This window comes from Actinomadura sp. CNU-125, assembly GCF_001942465.1.
Taxonomy (GTDB): Bacteria; Actinomycetota; Actinomycetes; order Streptosporangiales; family Streptosporangiaceae; genus Spirillospora.
The window spans coordinates 1-14,541 of the sequence record NZ_MKJY01000266.1 but is presented as its reverse complement, the minus strand read 5'-3'; the positions used below and the strand labels follow the sequence as shown (position 1 = coordinate 14,541).

Below are 14,541 nucleotides of genomic sequence, written 5' to 3'. Positions count from 1 at the left end.
GTCAGCGCAGTAGATGCCGGCCGATCACGAGCTGCTGGATCTGGCTCGTGCCCTCGTAGATGCGGAACAGCCGGACGTCCCGGTAGAACCGCTCGACGGCGACGCCCCGCATGTATCCCATCCCGCCGTGGACCTGCACCGCCCGGTCGGCGACGCGGCCGACCATCTCCGAGCAGAAGTACTTGGCGCAGGACGGCCCGAGCTTGCTGTCCTCGCCCGCGTCGTAGGCCCGCGCGGCCTCCAGCACCATCGACCGTCCGGCGTACAGCTCGGCCTGCGAGTCGGCGAGGAGCCCCTGCACGAGCTGGTAGTCGCCGATCCGCCGCCCGCCCTGGGCGCGGTCCTTCGCGTACGCGACGGCCTCGTCCTGGATCCGCTGGGCGAGGCCCACGCAGACGGCGGAGATGCTGAGCCGGCCGTGCGCGAGGGACGCCATGGCGGTGCGGAACCCGGTGCCCTCCGGGCCGACCATCGCGTCGGCGGGGACGCGGACGCCGTTGAGGAACACCTCGGCGGTGTGCGCCCCGCGCTGGCCCATCTTCTCGTCGGACGGGCCGATCTCCAGGCCGTCCGCGCCCTTCTCGACGAGGAAGGTGGAGATGCCGCGCGAGCCCTCGCCGCCCGTCCGGGCGAACACCATGAAGACGTCGGCTTCGGGGGCGTTGGTGATGAACCGCTTGGCGCCGTCGATGACGTGGTCGTCGCCGTCCCGGCGGGCGGACGTCGTCAGGGTGCTCGGGTCGGATCCGGCTTCGGCCTCGGTGAGCGCGAACGCGCCGACGGTCTCGCCGGACGCGAGGCGGGGCAGCCACCGGTCCTTCTGCGCCTCCGTGCCGGCGTGCACGAGGACCTGCCCGGCGATGCCGTTGCTCGTCCCGAACATCGACCGGAACGCGGGGCTGGCGTAGCCGATCTCGAAGACGAGCCGGACCTCCTCGCTCACCGACAGCCCGAGCCCGCCGTACTGCTCCGGCAGCGCGTACCCGAACAGGCCCATGTCGCGGGACGTGCGGCGCACCGCCTCGGGGATCGCGTCGGTCTCCTCGATCTCCTCCTCGCGGGGGATCACCTCGTCGCGCACGAAGCGGCGGACGGCCTGCAGCACGTCGTCGAAATCCTGTGGCTCCATGCCGCCCATTTTAGAATCAGATTCCAGGATGGCGTCTAGAACCGGACGAGCACCGCCGTCGCGTCGTCGAACCGCTTGCCCCGTCCGGGGGCGTCCGGGGGCTGCGCGGCCTCCGCGTCGCGGGTGCGCCGCACGACCGCCGCGGGGCCGTCCGCGTCCAGTGCCCGCAGGAGCCCGGCCCAGGTCAGCCGCCCGAACCGCTCCACCAGACGGGACGCGCCGTCGCTCAGCACCGCGGCCCGGCGCAGCCGCGCAGCGCGCCCGTCCGGTGCGCGCCTCGTACGCGGCCTCCGGCTCCGTGCTCGCCACCCAGAACCCGCCGGGACTGTTGCGCGCCGCCCGGACGGCCTCCCGCGTGTAACTCGGGAGCCGATCGACCCGGTCGTCCCGGCAGACGCGGACCGCGCCGTCCGCCTCCAGCAGGATCGGGGAGTCGGCGAGGACGAGCCAGTCGACGGCGTCCGCGCGGGCGCAGCACCGAGACGGTCGCCGACGGGCTGTCGGGGTTGCCGAGGTCGCAGGTCGCGGTGTGCGCCTCCGCCGTCTCCTTGATCGCCTCGGCCAGCAGGTCGGGCAGCGGCTCGCCGCCCTCCGCCGCGAGCGCCGCCGCGAGCCGTCCGCCGAGCCGCCGCACCAGCCACGCCGGGTCGTGGCGGCACCCGCTGTCCACGCCCGGCGGCGCCGTGGCCCCGTCCAGCAGCACCACCCATCCGGGCCCGGCCGCCACGAAGTCCTCGTTCTCCCGCCCCGGCGTCGCCTCGCTCGCATAGCTCACCTGCACGCTTACAGATCTACCCGCGGCGAGGCCCGTCCGGAGGCGTCCGTCACCGAACCGTCACTCGGCGGACGTCTCCGCGACCGTCCTCGGCCGGAGGACCTCGTGCACGGATTCCGCGCGCCACCGCTCCAGGAGCCCGTGGAAGGCGTGCGCCCCGTGGGGGTAGGCGGCCGGGCCGTTCGGACGGCCGCGCCCTTCGGCGTTGTAGTAGCCGGGGGTGCATTCGGCGTGGAACCACTCGTGGTCGGGCGCGCCCTCGGCCATGACGGCGAGCCACGCGTCTCGGCGGCGCGGGACGGCTCGATGACGGCCCCCGCCGCCTCGGCGGCCGCGACGAGCGCCGCGGCGTGCACGGCGTGCTCGTCCAGGACGTGCGTGAAGTTGACGCTGCCCGCGTTCTGCGAGCCGCCCAGTTGGATCAGGTTCGGGAAGCCGTTGCAGGTGAAGCCGTGCAGGGTGCGCGGTCCCCGCCGCTTCCACGCCTGCCGCAACGGGACGCCGTCCCGTCCGTGGACGGGGAGGTCGCCGGAGTGGACGCCGGAGATCCCGACGGAGAAACCGGTGGCGAAGATCAGGCAGTCGAGTTCGTACTCGGTGCCGCCCACGACGACGCCGCGTTCGGTCGTCCGCTCGATGCCGTGGGTGTCGGCGGTGTCGACCAGAGTGACGTTGTCGCGGTTGAACGCCTGGTAGTACACGTCGGAGAAGGTGGGGCGCTTGCAGGCGTACCGGTACCAGGGCTTGAGCTTCTCCGCCGTGGCCGGGTCGGCGACGAGCCGCTCGACGCGGTCGCGGATCTCGTTCATCTTCGCCGCGTCCGCCAGCTCGTGGTCCGCTTCGAAGTCCGTCCGGTCGGCGGGCCGGCGGAAGCTCGGCAGGAGCTTCTCCAGGAGGGCGGCCGACGCGGTCCAGCCGTCGGCGACCAGGTCCCGGTCGGCGGGCTCGCCGGAGACGATCCGCAGGAAGTTGTCGCGGCGCTCGCGCGCCCAGCCGTCGCGGTCGGCGCCGACGTCCCGGGCGGTGGTGCGGCGGTTCGCGCGCACGTCCACGGTGGAGGGGGTGCGCTGGAAGACGTAGAGGTGCCCGGCGTCCTCGGCCAGCTTCGGGACGACCTGGACGCCGGTAACGCCGGTGCCGACGACGCCCACGCGTTTCCCGGCGAGACCGGTCAGGCCGCCGTCCGGTCCGCCGTCGGTGTAGGCGTAGTCCCAGCGCGACGTGTGGAAGGTGTGTCCCGCGAAGTCCTCGATGCCGGGGATGCCGGGAAGCTTTGGTTCGGAGAGGGTTCCGGTGGCCGTGATGACGTACGTGGCGCGGAATTCGTCGCCCAGGTCCGTCGCGACGATCCATGCACCGGATTCCTCGTCCCACGACAGCGAAGTGACCGCCGTGGAGAACAGGGCGTCGGCGTAAAGGTCGAACTTCTTCGCGACCCGTACCGCGTGCAGGCGGATCTCCTCACCGGGGGCGTACTTCCACTCCGGGACGTATCCGGTCTCGTCGAGCATCGGCAGGTACACGTGCGATTCGATGTCGCAGTGAATGCCCGGGTAGCGGTTCCAGTACCAGGTTCCGCCGAAGTCGCCGCCCTTTTCGACGATCCGGACGCGGTCGACGCCCTGCTGCCGCAGCCGCGCGCCCGCGAGAATGCCGCCGAATCCGCCGCCGATGACGGCGACGTCCACCGTGTCGCGCAGCGGCTCGCGTCCGACGGTTTCTCCCGCGTGAGGATCGGCGGCGTAATAGCCGAACTCGGCGTCGGCCCGCAGGTATTGCCGGTCGCCGTCGCGCCGCACACGACGTTCGCGTTCGCGGCGGTAGCGCAGCCTCAACTCGTCGAGGGCCTCGGGGGACGGGGCGTGTGGATCAGTCATTCGGGAGCTGCCTCGATCCGGTCGTTTCGCTGCCGTGAAGCCGCCGCGTCCGTGGACTTCTCTGGCGGGCACGGACACGAGCGGTGATCCACTACCGTAGCAACGACCGGACAGCACTGTCCGGATCGACCGTCCGCCCGGCGGCACCGGCACGCCTCGGCCAGGAAGAGTGATCCCCATGCGACGACGACTCCCGCTCCGGTCCATCGCCGGGCTCGCCGCGATCGGCCTGCTGCCCCTCACCGGGTGCGGCACCGAGACGAGCGGACCCGCCGCGGACAATGCCGCCGCCGACCCCGGAAACGGCACCGGTAAGACCATTCGCGCACACGAAGTCATGAAACTGACGGACGTGCACGAACAAACCGGAATGACATTGCTGGAAGGCCCGACCTTCGCCGCGGACGGCGACCTTTTCGTCGTCGACGTCACCGCACCCGCCGGAGACCCGAAGGTTCTGCGCGTGGACGTACGGAAGAGAACGTCCCAAGCCGTCTACACCGACGACCGCGGCGCCTACACCTCGGCCCAATTCAGCCCGCACGACGGACGGCTCTATCTGACCGACTTCGCCAGCGGCGACATCGTCAGCGTGTCCGAGGACGGCGGCGATCCGCGGACCTTCTTCTCCGGCGAGGTCGACGGAGCGCCGATGAATCCCGACGACATCGCCTTCGGCGAGGACGGCGACCTCTACATCAGCGACTCGCGCGGCATGTCCGAGGGGAAGCCCGTGGGACGAGTGGTGCGCATCGACCGTACGGGAAAGAACGCGACCGTCCTGGCCGATGGAATGTCGGCGCCGAACGGGATCTCGTTCGACGACGAATACGGCGGGCTGTGGGTCAGCGAGCTGACCGAGAACCGCGTCTCCTACCTCCGCCTCGACGGCGAGGGCGGGGTCGCCTCCCGGCACACCGCGATCCGCGTCGACGGCGGCATCGCGCAGACCGACTCGATCGCCGTGGACGCCGACGGCAACCTCTACCAGGCGCTGCACGGCCGCCCCGCGATGGCGGTCTACGACCGGAACGGCGCCCGGCTCGCCACCGTCGAGGTCCCGCCCCGCGCCGACGGCCTCGAATCGGCGACGAACGTCGCGATCACGCCCGGCGGCACGAAGGCGTACATGACCGTCAGCGGGCCCGCCGGGGGCTACATCTACACGTTCGACGCGCTCGCGAAGGGCATCCGGCAGTCCAACGGCGGCTGACCCGCCTCCCGCCTCCCGCCCCCCGTCATCCCTCGAAGGGCCGCACCGGGCCCACCTCGACGCCGAGCAGCCGCCAGGCCGTCACCGCGCGCCGTTCCCGCTGCTCGCGGCCGGGGCCGGTGACGGCCCCCGACACCATCGCGACCGCGAGCATGAGGTCGTCGTCGCCCCCGGCCAGCGGATGGTCGTCCGGCAGGCGGCCCCGCAGCGCGCGCTCGACCCGTTCGGACATGGCCCGCGCGTACGCGTGGGCGCCGGGGCGACCGGCCGCCCCTTCGGTGTGCAGGAGGCTGATGAAGGCGGCCGACTCCGTCAGGCTCCAGGTCAGCACCCCGAGGACGCCCGCCAGGGTCGCGCCCTCGGCGGCCGCCGCCTCCTCGACCTGCCGGACGTTCTCCTCCAGGACCGCCGTCGCCACGTCCGCGCGCTCGGGGAAATGCCGGTACAGCACGCCCTGCCCGACCCCCGCACGACGCGCGATCGCCGACAGCGGGGCGTCCAGTCCGTACTCGGCGTAGATCTCCCGGGCCGCCGCGACGAGCGCGGCCCGGTTGCGGGCGGCGGCCCTCGGCCCGCCGTTCGCGGGCCGCCGACCGCCGGGGGCAGGTTGCTGCGACACCCCGTGAGGGTACCCGGCGGGTCCGCCGTACCGGTTTCCCCCGCGACCACGCCCGAGAAGTGGACGAACCGGCGCCGAAGGCCGCCGTCGCCGGCCGACCCCTCACACCGCGACCACGCGCATCCCGACGAGTTCCGGATCGTCCGCGTAGAACCGGACGCTCCGGACCTCCTCCCGCTTCCCGAGCGGACGCACCGCCGTGATCGGCTCCGTCAACTCGATCAGCACGTTCGTCTGCGACGCCACCGCGACCGCCAGCCGCCCGTCGTCCACCCGCACCAGCCCGCTCTCGTCGTAGTTGCGGACCGTCCGGACCGCGGCGATCTTGTCGCGCGGGATCCGCAGGTCGAAGAACGCCCCGTACCGGACACGCACCTCCTCGTCCGACACCACGTGCGGGCGCGTGACGCACGCCGCGACGACCGCCAGCACGATGAGGACCGAGTAGCCGTCCACGACGAGGACGGCCAGCCGCACCGCGTCCGGCGCGCCGAGCGCCCGCAGCAGCAGCTCCGCCCCGACGAGCTCGATCACCATCGCCGACAGGAACGCGAGCTGGATCCCCGTCTGCCCCTTGGAGTACCCGACGCCGACCGCCCCCGCGGGCACCCCGTGCCGGCGCCGCGCCACGAGCATGCACAGGCTGACGAGGCCGTCCTTGTCGAACGCCATCACCCTGCGGACCTGCACGGGCACGATCGTCCGGTAGGCGGTCCGCGCCGCCTCCGCGCGTCCCGCGTCGCGGCGCGCCGCCCGGTAGAGCCGGAACGCGACCGTCCCCTCCAGGACCAGGGCCGCCAGCACCAGCGCCTCGCCCGCGACCAGCACCGGGCGGGGCGGCGACGCCCCCGACACCAGCAGCACGAGCAGGACGGCCTCGAACGGGACCATCGCGTACAGCACGCCCCTCGCGACCCTCAGCATCCCCGCAACCGCCTGAACACCTCGACCTGCGCGGGCGTCATCCCGTCGAGCCACGGGCCCTCGAACTCCTGCTCGGCCATGATCGCGAGCAGCTCGTCCGGCAGATACGCCGCGAGCTCCGCCGCGACCCGCGCGACCCGCGGATCGTCCACGTCCGCGTCGGCCAGCTCGTCCATCCGCGCGTACAGCTCGTGCCCCCGCGCGGCCATCGCCGGCTCCGCCAGCGGACGCAGCACGCCGAGCATCCACTCGCGCCCCTCCGGCCCCGCCGCCGTGTCGACCAGCGCCAGCATCCCGCGATCGAGCTCCGCGAACTTGGAACCCCCGCTCGTGATGTCCCGCAGCACGCCCGCCATATCCGGCGAAACCGCCGAATCGGGGTTCAGCTCCCCGTCCTCCAGCAGCAGCGCGAGCCGCGCCCGCCGGGCCCGGATCGCGTCCTCCTGCCGCGCGAGGTCGTCGTCGAGTTCCCGCAGCACCTCCCGCAGGTCCCGGCTCCGATCGTCCGCGAGCACGTCCCGGACCTCGTCCAGCGACATGCCCAGCTCCACCAGCCGCCGCACCCGCGCGAGCAGCACCGCGTCCCGCATCCGGTACTCGCGATAGCCGTTCGCGAGCCGCTCCGGCTCCGGCAGAAGACCCTGATGGTGGTAGTGCCGCACCGTCCGGGTCGACACGCCCACAAGCTCCGCGAGCTCACCGATTCGCATACCGTCATTGAAAACGTTGACGTCGCGTCAAGGTCAACCCACGTCGCCGACGACCGACACGGGCTGCGCCGCCCCCGCGTCCACCGCCTCCGCCACCCGCCGCGCCGCCTCCCCCGGATCCACCCGATCGGTGTGGACCACGAGGTTGAACACCGGCTCCTCCAGCGCGAGCAGCCCCCGCCGCGTCTCGTCCCACACCCGCAGGACGCCCATCGCATCGGCGTCGCCCCGCCGCTGGGCCCGCAGCCCGCACACCTCCCGCGGCGCCCACAGCAGGACGCTCGTCCAGCCGAAGAACGGCACCGCGTACTTCAACCGCTGCAGCTCGGTCACCTCCGCCGTCCGCGCGACCGGCATCCGGCCCGCGTCGGCCACCGCGTCCATGTCCCGCCGGTCGACCACGAAGAGCACCCCGCCCCGCCGCACCTCGACCGCGACCCGCCCGTCCGCCCGCAGCTCGTCGAACTCCCCCGGCCCGAGCCCGTCCGCCGCCGTCATCGGCAGCCGCACGTACCGTCCGTCCAGCCGGAGCAGCTCCCCGGCGACGGTCGCCTTCCCCACCGCCGACGGGCCGCAGAGGATCACCCCACGTCTCACCATTCCGACTTTACGCACGGGGCCCCAACGCGCGTCCAAAAGCAGCCCAACCGGAACTAGATTGAACCGGCGCAGAGCGCGCTATTCGCCGGTGAGCCGAAACTCGCGGAAGAACTTCCACCGGTCGGCAGCGGCGTCGAACCGTTCCATGTGGAGCGAACGAACCACGAACGATTCGTCCGGCACTTTCCTGGCCTCCGCGAAAATGTCGCTACGCGTTAGCGCCGCGTCCGTGAGACGCAGCAGCGTCACGTGCGGCACCCATCCCTCCAGCTCCAGCGGGTGCATCCGGGCACCGGTGCGCGCGGCGACGGTATCGACCAGACGGCGATGCAACCGCCCCCACCCCGGCGACTCCACCCGCAGGTGCAGCAGACCGCTCTCTCCCCCGGAAACACCGCCGGACCACCGAGCCGAACGACGAACGGAGCCGTCTCCCCCGCGATCGCCTCGATCGGCCCGAGACACCGGCGATCCGCCGACAATCCCGCATCGCCCTTGATCGAAATGTGCGGCCGGGACCGCATCGGCCGTCTCGCCCAACCCGCATGGCGCTCGCGAAAAGCCTCGATGCGTTCGCTCAACCCCTCCGGCAGCGGCAGATTCAACGCGTACGTCGCCACTGGCACCCCATCACGTCGCGATCGCGCGCCGGAAGCAACACCTCAATCGATCTCGCCCACGATGGCGTGGACGGCGGGACGCAGCACGTCCACGACGTCCTCGGCGGCCGCGTCCGACAGGCCGTCCAGTCGCAGCAGGTCGCGTCCGATGACGGCGCCGAGGGTGACCGCGCCGACGAGCGCCGCGCGCAGGTCGGCGTCCGGCGCGGGGATCGCGGCCGCGACCTGCCGCTGCTGCTCGCTGATCGCGGCCCGCACCTCCCGGCCCGCTTCGGGATGGGTGAGCATCGAGCGGAGCATCGCCAGCGTCCCCGTCTGCTCTCCCCGCAGCTTCTCGGCCAGCGACCGCAGCAGCAGCTCGGCGACGTCCTCCGCGGGCCCGGCCAGCGGCTCGTCCGGCGACAGTTCCGCCACGAGCGCGAACAGCCGCTCCTTCGACCCGAAGTAGCGCATCACCAGGCCGGGATCGGTGCCCGCCGCCGCGGCGACGGCGCGGATGGTGGTCCGGTCGTACCCGGATCGCGCGAACGACTCGCGCGCGGCGTCCAGGATGCGGGCCTCGGTGCGCCGCCGCCGCTCGGCGCGGGACACCCGCGGTTCATCGGCTCCCATGCGCATCAGCCTACAAGCGTTGACCCAAAACGGAACCACTCGCTACCGTAGTTCAGTCAACACACGTAGACCGAACGGGGGAATCATGAACGACACCGACCCGCACGCAGTGCTCGAACACGCCCAGCGGCTCTTCCTCGCCAAGGACCTGGACGGCTTCGCGGACATGTTCGCCGAGGACGGCGTCCACGAACTGCCCTTCGCACCCCCCGGCGTGCCGAAGCACCTGCGAGGACGCGAGCGCATCCGGCAGTACCTGACCTCGATGACCACGACCCCGCTCGAACTGACCGGCTTCGACGACCTGACCGTCCACCACACCCACGACCCGGAAACCCTCATCGCCGAGTACGTCGGCCGCGGACGCGTCGTCAGCACCGGCAGGCCGTACGCGATGCCCTACATCCAACTGCTCACGGCGAGGGCCGGCGAGATCCTCGTCTGGCGCGACTACTGGAGCCCGCTGGCGGGGGCGCAGGCCCTGGGCCTCCGCGCCCTGCTCCCGACCGTCGCCAGGACCGCGCGAACGCACTGGAAGCGCACCAACACTTAGCCCTTGCGCTAACAATCACCCCATGCAACACTTAGCCACGTGGCACAGTATTCGGCACAGCTCGACGGGGTGTTCGCCGCCCTGGCGGACCCGACCCGGCGCGCGGTCGTCCGGCGCCTCGGCCGGGGGCCGACGAGCGTCGGCGACCTCGCCGGCGAGTTCCCCATGACCCTCCCCTCGTTCATGAAGCACGTGCGGACGCTCGAATCGAACGGGCTCATCCGCACGATCAAGTCCGGCAGGGTGCGCACGTGCGTGCTCAACCACGAGCGGCTCGCCCTGGTGGACGACTGGCTCGCCGAGCAGCGCCGCCTCTGGGAGGAGCGCACCGACCGCCTCGAACAGTTCGTCACCGACCCGAAGGAGAACCCGTGAACCCCGACCTCGACCTCGCCCTGGACCGCGTCATCCGCGCGCCCCGCGCGACCGTGTGGCAGGCCTGGACCGACCCGTCCCGGCTCGAACGCTGGTGGATCCCCACCCCCTCCCACTGCCGCGTGGACCGCCTGGACGTACGCCCCGGCGGAGCGTTCGTCACACGGTTCAGCAACGACGGGGCCGAGTTCGTCCCGCACCTGAACGCGTGCTTCCTCGCCGTCGACGAACTCGAACGGATCGTGTTCACCAACGCGGTCGACGGCACGTGGGCCCCCGCGACCCCCGACCCGGTCGCGATGACCGCCGAGATCACGCTGGGCGACCACCCCGACGGCACGGACTACCGGATCGTCGTCCGGCACGCCGACCCGGAATCCCGCGCCCGCCACGAGAAGCTCGGCTTCGCCGAAGGCTGGGGCACGGTCGCCGCCCAGTTGGCCGAACTCGCGGAAGCCACCGCATGACGTCCGCACGCCCACGCCGACGGCCCTCGTCCCCCGGCGAACACCTCGGAACAAGAGGCGTTCGGCAAGCCTGAAAGACTCCCTTCAAGCTGCGAAGGGAAGGCTCGATGCATGGTCGATCGTTCGGCGGCACGTTCCGTCTCAGACTGTCGGCCTGGGAGAAGCAACCCCTGACGGTGATCTTCGAACCGACAGGCATGGAATCATGATCCAAGAGTCGACTTCTGAACGGCGTACACGGGCCTGGAACGCTGCGGGCGACAAACTAAAAATCTAATTACAAGCAAGACCAAAATCTTCCAGGACAGTCTCCACAGGCCCCGTGACCGGCATCACGACGTCCTGCACGTCCACCCCCATCCCAGATCATCCAAGTCTGCTGTTAGCACTCCCACCCGTCCCGGACGACCCCTGGCCGCGTTGAAGCTGGTCAGGGGCCGTTTTGGCTGGTGTGGCGGGTCCAGGGTTCGAACCTGGGTAGGCCAAGCCGACGGATTGACGGCCCGCTACGGATCACCGCCCTTCTTGTAGCTGACCTGCATAGATGGGTTCGCGGCGTGCCGTACTACGGAGAATGAATCCGCGCATATTCCGCGCTCAACTCTGTGCAGGACGAAGCAGACCGAGGGAACGTTCGTCTGCCAGCCACTCTTCCGCCTCATGATGGGAGATGAGCGATGCCAGGGCCGCTCGCACCTCTGGTTCGAGTCGGTCGAAGGCAGCACCGAAGTTTCGGAGATCCTCGGCGTCGGCCATCAAGGTCACCAGTTGGAGCACCTGGCCGCTGTGGTCGCGTGGCAGGTTCAGAAGATCGGATGCGGCCATGGCGGTACCGCTCACAAGGTCCTGGCTTGGAAAGCGCTCCAAAGCTCCATAAACAGCCTGGTGAGCGCCGTACCCCTCCTCGGCATGCAAGGACGTGATCAAGGCATGGACGGCTGCGGGCCCCTCGGTTCCATCGACCATGTCGGCAAGTGCGACGTAGCGATCCCATCGACGTTCGGCCTCACCAGTAGGAACCGAGGGGTCCCCGTCCTGAACCAGGTCGGCCGTGGACAGCAGTTCTCGCCGCCACACCTCAAAGTCACTGAACGGCACAAGCGCTCCTCTTTGTCCGCACTGCAGAACACTTCCTAAATTCCGGCGCTCCTAACCACTCTCTCACCTTCATAGATGCACCCACGTTCCGAAGTGCTTATTCGCGCGAACGGGCCCAACCAGGCAAGGGCGTCGGCGCGTGAATGAATACTTCGGCGCGCGGGGTCCATGGAGGTCGCAGGACCCTCTGGTAAGCCCACCCTCGATCCCTGCACACCGGGACCCTCGACCGGACGAGGAAGGTTCGGCGCTGCAGTCGCCGAGTCGAGTAGATCGGGCCGACGCCTCGACTTTCGCAGCTCTGCGGTCCGCCGTCCGAGGACCGGCGCCCACGCCGCCCGACATCTAGCTGACGGGCAGCACGTCATGCGTTGGGGCAGCTGATCCGGCCCGCCTCGTGGGGCTCTGGCTCGTGCCGCCGCCTCTTCGTCATGCCTGGCCTCACCAGTCGGAACGGTTTGCCGCTTCGCTCTCAGGGTGCCATCATCCGCCGATGACACCGCTGAGGCTGATCGAAACCGAGCCCGGAGCGTTCTCGCTCCTACTGGACGCGGGTACGACGCCGGTAGATGAACTGGTCGAGCAACTTGACCACGAGCCGAACGGCTACTTCTGGGAAGGTGTCGCGCGGTACCTCGTAAGCACGGAGCAGCCAACCTCGAAGGACACCTTTCGTATGATCCTGAGGGCGGGATGTTCTGTGCGTACAGCGATGACCGGCCCGCGCTCCAACAGTTGGCTGCCCTGATGAGCGCCGTAGCTAACGATGGTGGCCGAATGCGCGATCTCATCGTGGCCGCTACAGCCGCTGGCTTCGACTTCGACGACTGATCAAAAACCTCGGCCGGTTCAAAATTACGAGCCCGCCGAACAAGATTCACATTCGTGCGGGCTCATCCCCAGCCTGTTCCTCACGCCGCCCCGGGCTGCTACCGATCCCACACTCGTCCAAGATCGTTCAGACGAGTTGCTAGCACCCGCGTCAGCAGACGCACCGGCCCAGAAGGTGCTCCCGCGGGAACGGCATCAGCCACAGCCGGGCGTTCGTGGGAGTACCCTCCCGGCCGGCAGGGGTCCAGGGGCCGCGAAGCCCCTTGGTAAGCGCATGCTCAAGCGGCGTTGTCTGACAGGCGCAGTAGGCGCCGAGCCTCCTCGACCATGCTGATCTCTAGCTCTTTCCGAAGAGCAGGGTACTCCCCCCAAAGATCAAGCAGGTAGGTGAACTCGGCCAGCCCATTAGGTGATTCGAGCACAACACTGTAGCGGTCGATCCGCAAAGCACCTTCATGTGGCCTGACTGTTTCGTCGACCATGCGCCGAGCCCACTGCCGGGCCTTCTCCCACAAGACTCGGTCCGCTTCTGGCATAGATAGACCCAGTTCGGCCATGGCATCAAGATGGAGAGCTCGGATGTCTCGGGCGTCATCTAACGCGCTGCATCCAGCCAACTCTCGGAGTGCTGGAGAGTCGACATTTCGTGCCAGCGCCTCGGCAGCGACCATGGGAAGTGCTTCATATCCCAACTCACCGGCCACGTAGTCGCAAGCCAAACGGCGAAGTATCTCCATAACACCAGTTTCCCGGCGGGTAGAGGAGGTGCAAGAAGAACCGACCGCACCGACGCGCACGCCCACCGCCCGCTGCCCGACGACACCGAACTGGCCCGCGCCCACCAGGACGCCATCAACCGCCGCCCAGCACCCCGACTACGGGATCACCACCAGCTTTCCCGGTCTGGGCGACGAGCTCGGTGCCCGGCTGCTGGCCGAGATCGGCGACGACTGGGCCTGGTCTTCCGAGGCCCGGGCACTGAAGGCCTACGCCGGGTCGGCGTCGGTGACCCGCGCCTCGGGACGCAGCGTGTCCATCACCGGGCGCTCGATCAAGAACAACCGCCTGGCCACCACCGGCTTCAGACAGGCGTTCTGCGCATCTGCCAGAGCCGGACCCCCGCGCAGCCACTACCACCAGCGACGCGACCACGGAGACCGGCACGCCGCCGCACTGCGCAATCTGTTGAACCGAATGCTCGGACAGCCCTACCACTGCCTCCAGACCAGGCAGCACTACGACCCATTCAAAGCCTTCGCTCCACTCCTCACCGCAGCAGCATGAGGCAGCAAGCTCATCGAAACTAGCGCCCCACGTCAGGGGGCTCGAACCGGGTGAATGAGGACTCTGCGGCACCGACGGGTTTCAAACCGACCGAGACATAGACCGGCTCGGCCCGTCCACTATCGAGCCGCCAGAGTGCGAACTGATCCATCTCGGTGTCAGCGAAGCGTCGCAGCAGGCGCAACATGCTCTGAAATTCCTCGGCGGACAGCCGGTCCCCCTCATGCCAATCCACACTGATCACGCTAACGCCCACCGACGGCTCGAGAACAAAGATCAGCCGTCCGAGTCACAGCTCTCGCTTGACTCCGCGAACACATCGGAGGTCTCATCCGGCTCGCTGGGCCCCGTGAGAGTCAACTTCTCGTCGCAGAGCGGCGCCATGGTTATGCAGTCGATCAACAACGCCATGGAGTACGCCTGCGAACGGCGCCTCCTGGCCGTGAATCCGCTGACGCTCGTGAAGCGGACTCGGCCTCGTGTGGCGCAGACGCTCGACCTTCGGGTCGTCGCGAACCCCGACCATGTGCGCCGACTGCGTCCTGAGGAAGCGGTGGACCGGCGGCGGGATCACCTCGTGAGCCTGCCGGATGACGGGTGGGGCGAGATGCGGCTGACGCACGCTGAGCCTCGGAGCGGCTCTCGGTGGACAGGCAACCGCTCAAGCATCGGGTACCCGGCGAGCCCCGGCCGGCGCCGATCCATCCGGAGTTCGTCACGCTGCTCCGCGACCGCCTCAAGGAGTTCAACATCCCGGCGGGTGGCCGGCTGTTCGTGGGGGGGTATCACTCCCGGCGTGGAAATGATCTTGGTGGGGTAGATGATCGAGCAGGAAGATCATCCATCGAATTCGG

At 69.8% G+C, this 14,541-nt stretch carries 18 protein-coding genes and 2 pseudogenes; 7 read left to right on the top strand and 13 right to left on the bottom strand.

All coding sequences use genetic code 11. The features are described 5' to 3' along the window. Nucleotide 1 precedes the first annotated feature (1 nt). From BJF79_RS27715 to BJF79_RS27705, 4 genes are read right to left on the bottom strand one after another with little or no spacing between them, the layout of a single operon-like run. Nucleotides 2–1,129 (bottom strand): acyl-CoA dehydrogenase family protein, encoded by a 1,128-nt coding sequence (locus BJF79_RS27715; RefSeq protein WP_075901809.1) that lies wholly within the window; start codon nucleotides 1,127–1,129, stop codon nucleotides 2–4. Nucleotides 1,130–1,164: 35 nt separating this feature from the next. Then, on the bottom strand, nucleotides 1,165–1,362 hold the full coding sequence (locus BJF79_RS65835) for a hypothetical protein (RefSeq protein WP_316043454.1): 198 nt from the start codon (nucleotides 1,360–1,362) through the stop codon (nucleotides 1,165–1,167). After that, on the bottom strand, nucleotides 1,356–1,910 hold the full coding sequence (locus BJF79_RS27710) for a hypothetical protein (protein ID WP_316043453.1): 555 nt from the start codon (nucleotides 1,908–1,910) through the stop codon (nucleotides 1,356–1,358). Before BJF79_RS27710 ends, BJF79_RS65835 begins: the two co-directional genes overlap by 7 nt. A 2-nt stretch (nucleotides 1,911–1,912) precedes the next feature. Continuing rightward, the gene (locus tag BJF79_RS27705) at nucleotides 1,913–3,781 is read right to left on the bottom strand and encodes an NAD(P)/FAD-dependent oxidoreductase (protein WP_316043452.1); all 1,869 of its coding nucleotides are present in this window, start codon (nucleotides 3,779–3,781) and stop codon (nucleotides 1,913–1,915) included. Nucleotides 3,782–3,959: 178 nt separating this feature from the next. Between BJF79_RS27705 and BJF79_RS27700 the strand changes: the two genes are divergently transcribed. After that, complete coding sequence (locus BJF79_RS27700; RefSeq protein WP_075901751.1) at nucleotides 3,960–4,994, top strand: SMP-30/gluconolactonase/LRE family protein; 1,035 nt, start codon at nucleotides 3,960–3,962, stop codon at nucleotides 4,992–4,994. 25 nt (nucleotides 4,995–5,019) lie between these two features. Here the strand turns inward: BJF79_RS27700 and BJF79_RS27695 are convergent, their stop codons facing one another. From BJF79_RS27695 to BJF79_RS27670, 6 genes are all read right to left on the bottom strand, one after another. Next, nucleotides 5,020–5,613: a TetR/AcrR family transcriptional regulator gene (locus BJF79_RS27695; RefSeq protein ID WP_075901749.1), complete on the bottom strand. Its 594-nt coding sequence runs from the start codon at nucleotides 5,611–5,613 to the stop codon at nucleotides 5,020–5,022. A 102-nt stretch (nucleotides 5,614–5,715) separates the two neighbouring features. Continuing rightward, nucleotides 5,716–6,537 carry a hypothetical protein gene (locus tag BJF79_RS27690; RefSeq protein ID WP_083734013.1) on the bottom strand — a complete coding sequence of 274 codons (822 nt, stop codon included), beginning with the start codon at nucleotides 6,535–6,537 and terminating at the stop codon, nucleotides 5,716–5,718. Then, nucleotides 6,531–7,247 carry a MerR family transcriptional regulator gene (locus tag BJF79_RS27685; protein ID WP_075901747.1) on the bottom strand — a complete coding sequence of 239 codons (717 nt, stop codon included), beginning with the start codon at nucleotides 7,245–7,247 and terminating at the stop codon, nucleotides 6,531–6,533. The genes BJF79_RS27690 and BJF79_RS27685 overlap by 7 nt, the downstream gene beginning before the upstream one ends. A 33-nt stretch (nucleotides 7,248–7,280) precedes the next feature. Then, nucleotides 7,281–7,832 carry a hypothetical protein gene (locus tag BJF79_RS27680; protein WP_075901745.1) on the bottom strand — a complete coding sequence of 184 codons (552 nt, stop codon included), beginning with the start codon at nucleotides 7,830–7,832 and terminating at the stop codon, nucleotides 7,281–7,283. A gap of 93 nt (nucleotides 7,833–7,925) precedes the next feature. Then, a complete protein-coding gene (locus tag BJF79_RS61900) occupies nucleotides 7,926–8,312 on the bottom strand; it encodes a 2'-5' RNA ligase family protein (protein WP_410050148.1) in 387 nt (128 codons plus the stop codon). A gap of 197 nt (nucleotides 8,313–8,509) precedes the next feature. After that, nucleotides 8,510–9,079: a TetR/AcrR family transcriptional regulator gene (locus BJF79_RS27670; RefSeq protein WP_075901805.1), complete on the bottom strand. Its 570-nt coding sequence runs from the start codon at nucleotides 9,077–9,079 to the stop codon at nucleotides 8,510–8,512. An 85-nt stretch (nucleotides 9,080–9,164) separates the two neighbouring features. Here BJF79_RS27670 and BJF79_RS27665 point away from each other — a divergent pair, with 85 nt between their 5' ends. The 3 genes from BJF79_RS27665 to BJF79_RS27655 are packed head-to-tail and all read left to right on the top strand — an operon-like array spanning nucleotide 9,165 to nucleotide 10,474. Next, the gene (locus BJF79_RS27665; protein ID WP_075901741.1) at nucleotides 9,165–9,632 is read left to right on the top strand and encodes a nuclear transport factor 2 family protein; all 468 of its coding nucleotides are present in this window, start codon (nucleotides 9,165–9,167) and stop codon (nucleotides 9,630–9,632) included. 39 nt (nucleotides 9,633–9,671) lie between these two features. Continuing rightward, nucleotides 9,672–10,007: an ArsR/SmtB family transcription factor gene (locus BJF79_RS27660; protein ID WP_075901738.1), complete on the top strand. Its 336-nt coding sequence runs from the start codon at nucleotides 9,672–9,674 to the stop codon at nucleotides 10,005–10,007. Next, nucleotides 10,004–10,474, top strand: coding sequence for an SRPBCC domain-containing protein (locus BJF79_RS27655; RefSeq protein ID WP_075901736.1), 471 nt, complete (start codon nucleotides 10,004–10,006; stop codon nucleotides 10,472–10,474). The genes BJF79_RS27660 and BJF79_RS27655 overlap by 4 nt, the downstream gene beginning before the upstream one ends. A 597-nt stretch (nucleotides 10,475–11,071) precedes the next feature. Here BJF79_RS27655 and BJF79_RS27650 read toward each other — a convergent pair. Then, nucleotides 11,072–11,572, bottom strand: a complete 501-nt coding sequence (locus tag BJF79_RS27650) for a hypothetical protein (protein WP_075901734.1) — start codon at nucleotides 11,570–11,572, stop codon at nucleotides 11,072–11,074. A gap of 493 nt (nucleotides 11,573–12,065) precedes the next feature. Here BJF79_RS27650 and BJF79_RS67360 point away from each other — a divergent pair. Further along, nucleotides 12,066–12,403: pseudogene (locus BJF79_RS67360) on the top strand (immunity 51 family protein). A 278-nt stretch (nucleotides 12,404–12,681) separates the two neighbouring features. Here the strand turns inward: BJF79_RS67360 and BJF79_RS53850 are convergent. Next, nucleotides 12,682–13,074: a hypothetical protein gene (locus BJF79_RS53850; protein WP_143220212.1), complete on the bottom strand. Its 393-nt coding sequence runs from the start codon at nucleotides 13,072–13,074 to the stop codon at nucleotides 12,682–12,684. Between the two features lie 193 nt (nucleotides 13,075–13,267). On the opposite strand from BJF79_RS53850, the pseudogene BJF79_RS27640 reads away from it, so the two are divergent. After that, nucleotides 13,268–13,687 (top strand): annotated as a pseudogene (locus BJF79_RS27640) (transposase); the annotation flags it as partial. A 19-nt stretch (nucleotides 13,688–13,706) separates the two neighbouring features. Here the strand turns inward: BJF79_RS27640 and BJF79_RS27635 are convergent. Continuing rightward, on the bottom strand, nucleotides 13,707–13,931 hold the full coding sequence (locus BJF79_RS27635; protein WP_143220211.1) for a hypothetical protein: 225 nt from the start codon (nucleotides 13,929–13,931) through the stop codon (nucleotides 13,707–13,709). A 401-nt stretch (nucleotides 13,932–14,332) separates the two neighbouring features. Here BJF79_RS27635 and BJF79_RS61895 point away from each other — a divergent pair. Further along, the coding region (locus BJF79_RS61895; RefSeq protein WP_316043451.1) for a hypothetical protein at nucleotides 14,333–14,541 on the top strand (209 nt) is incomplete at its 3' end.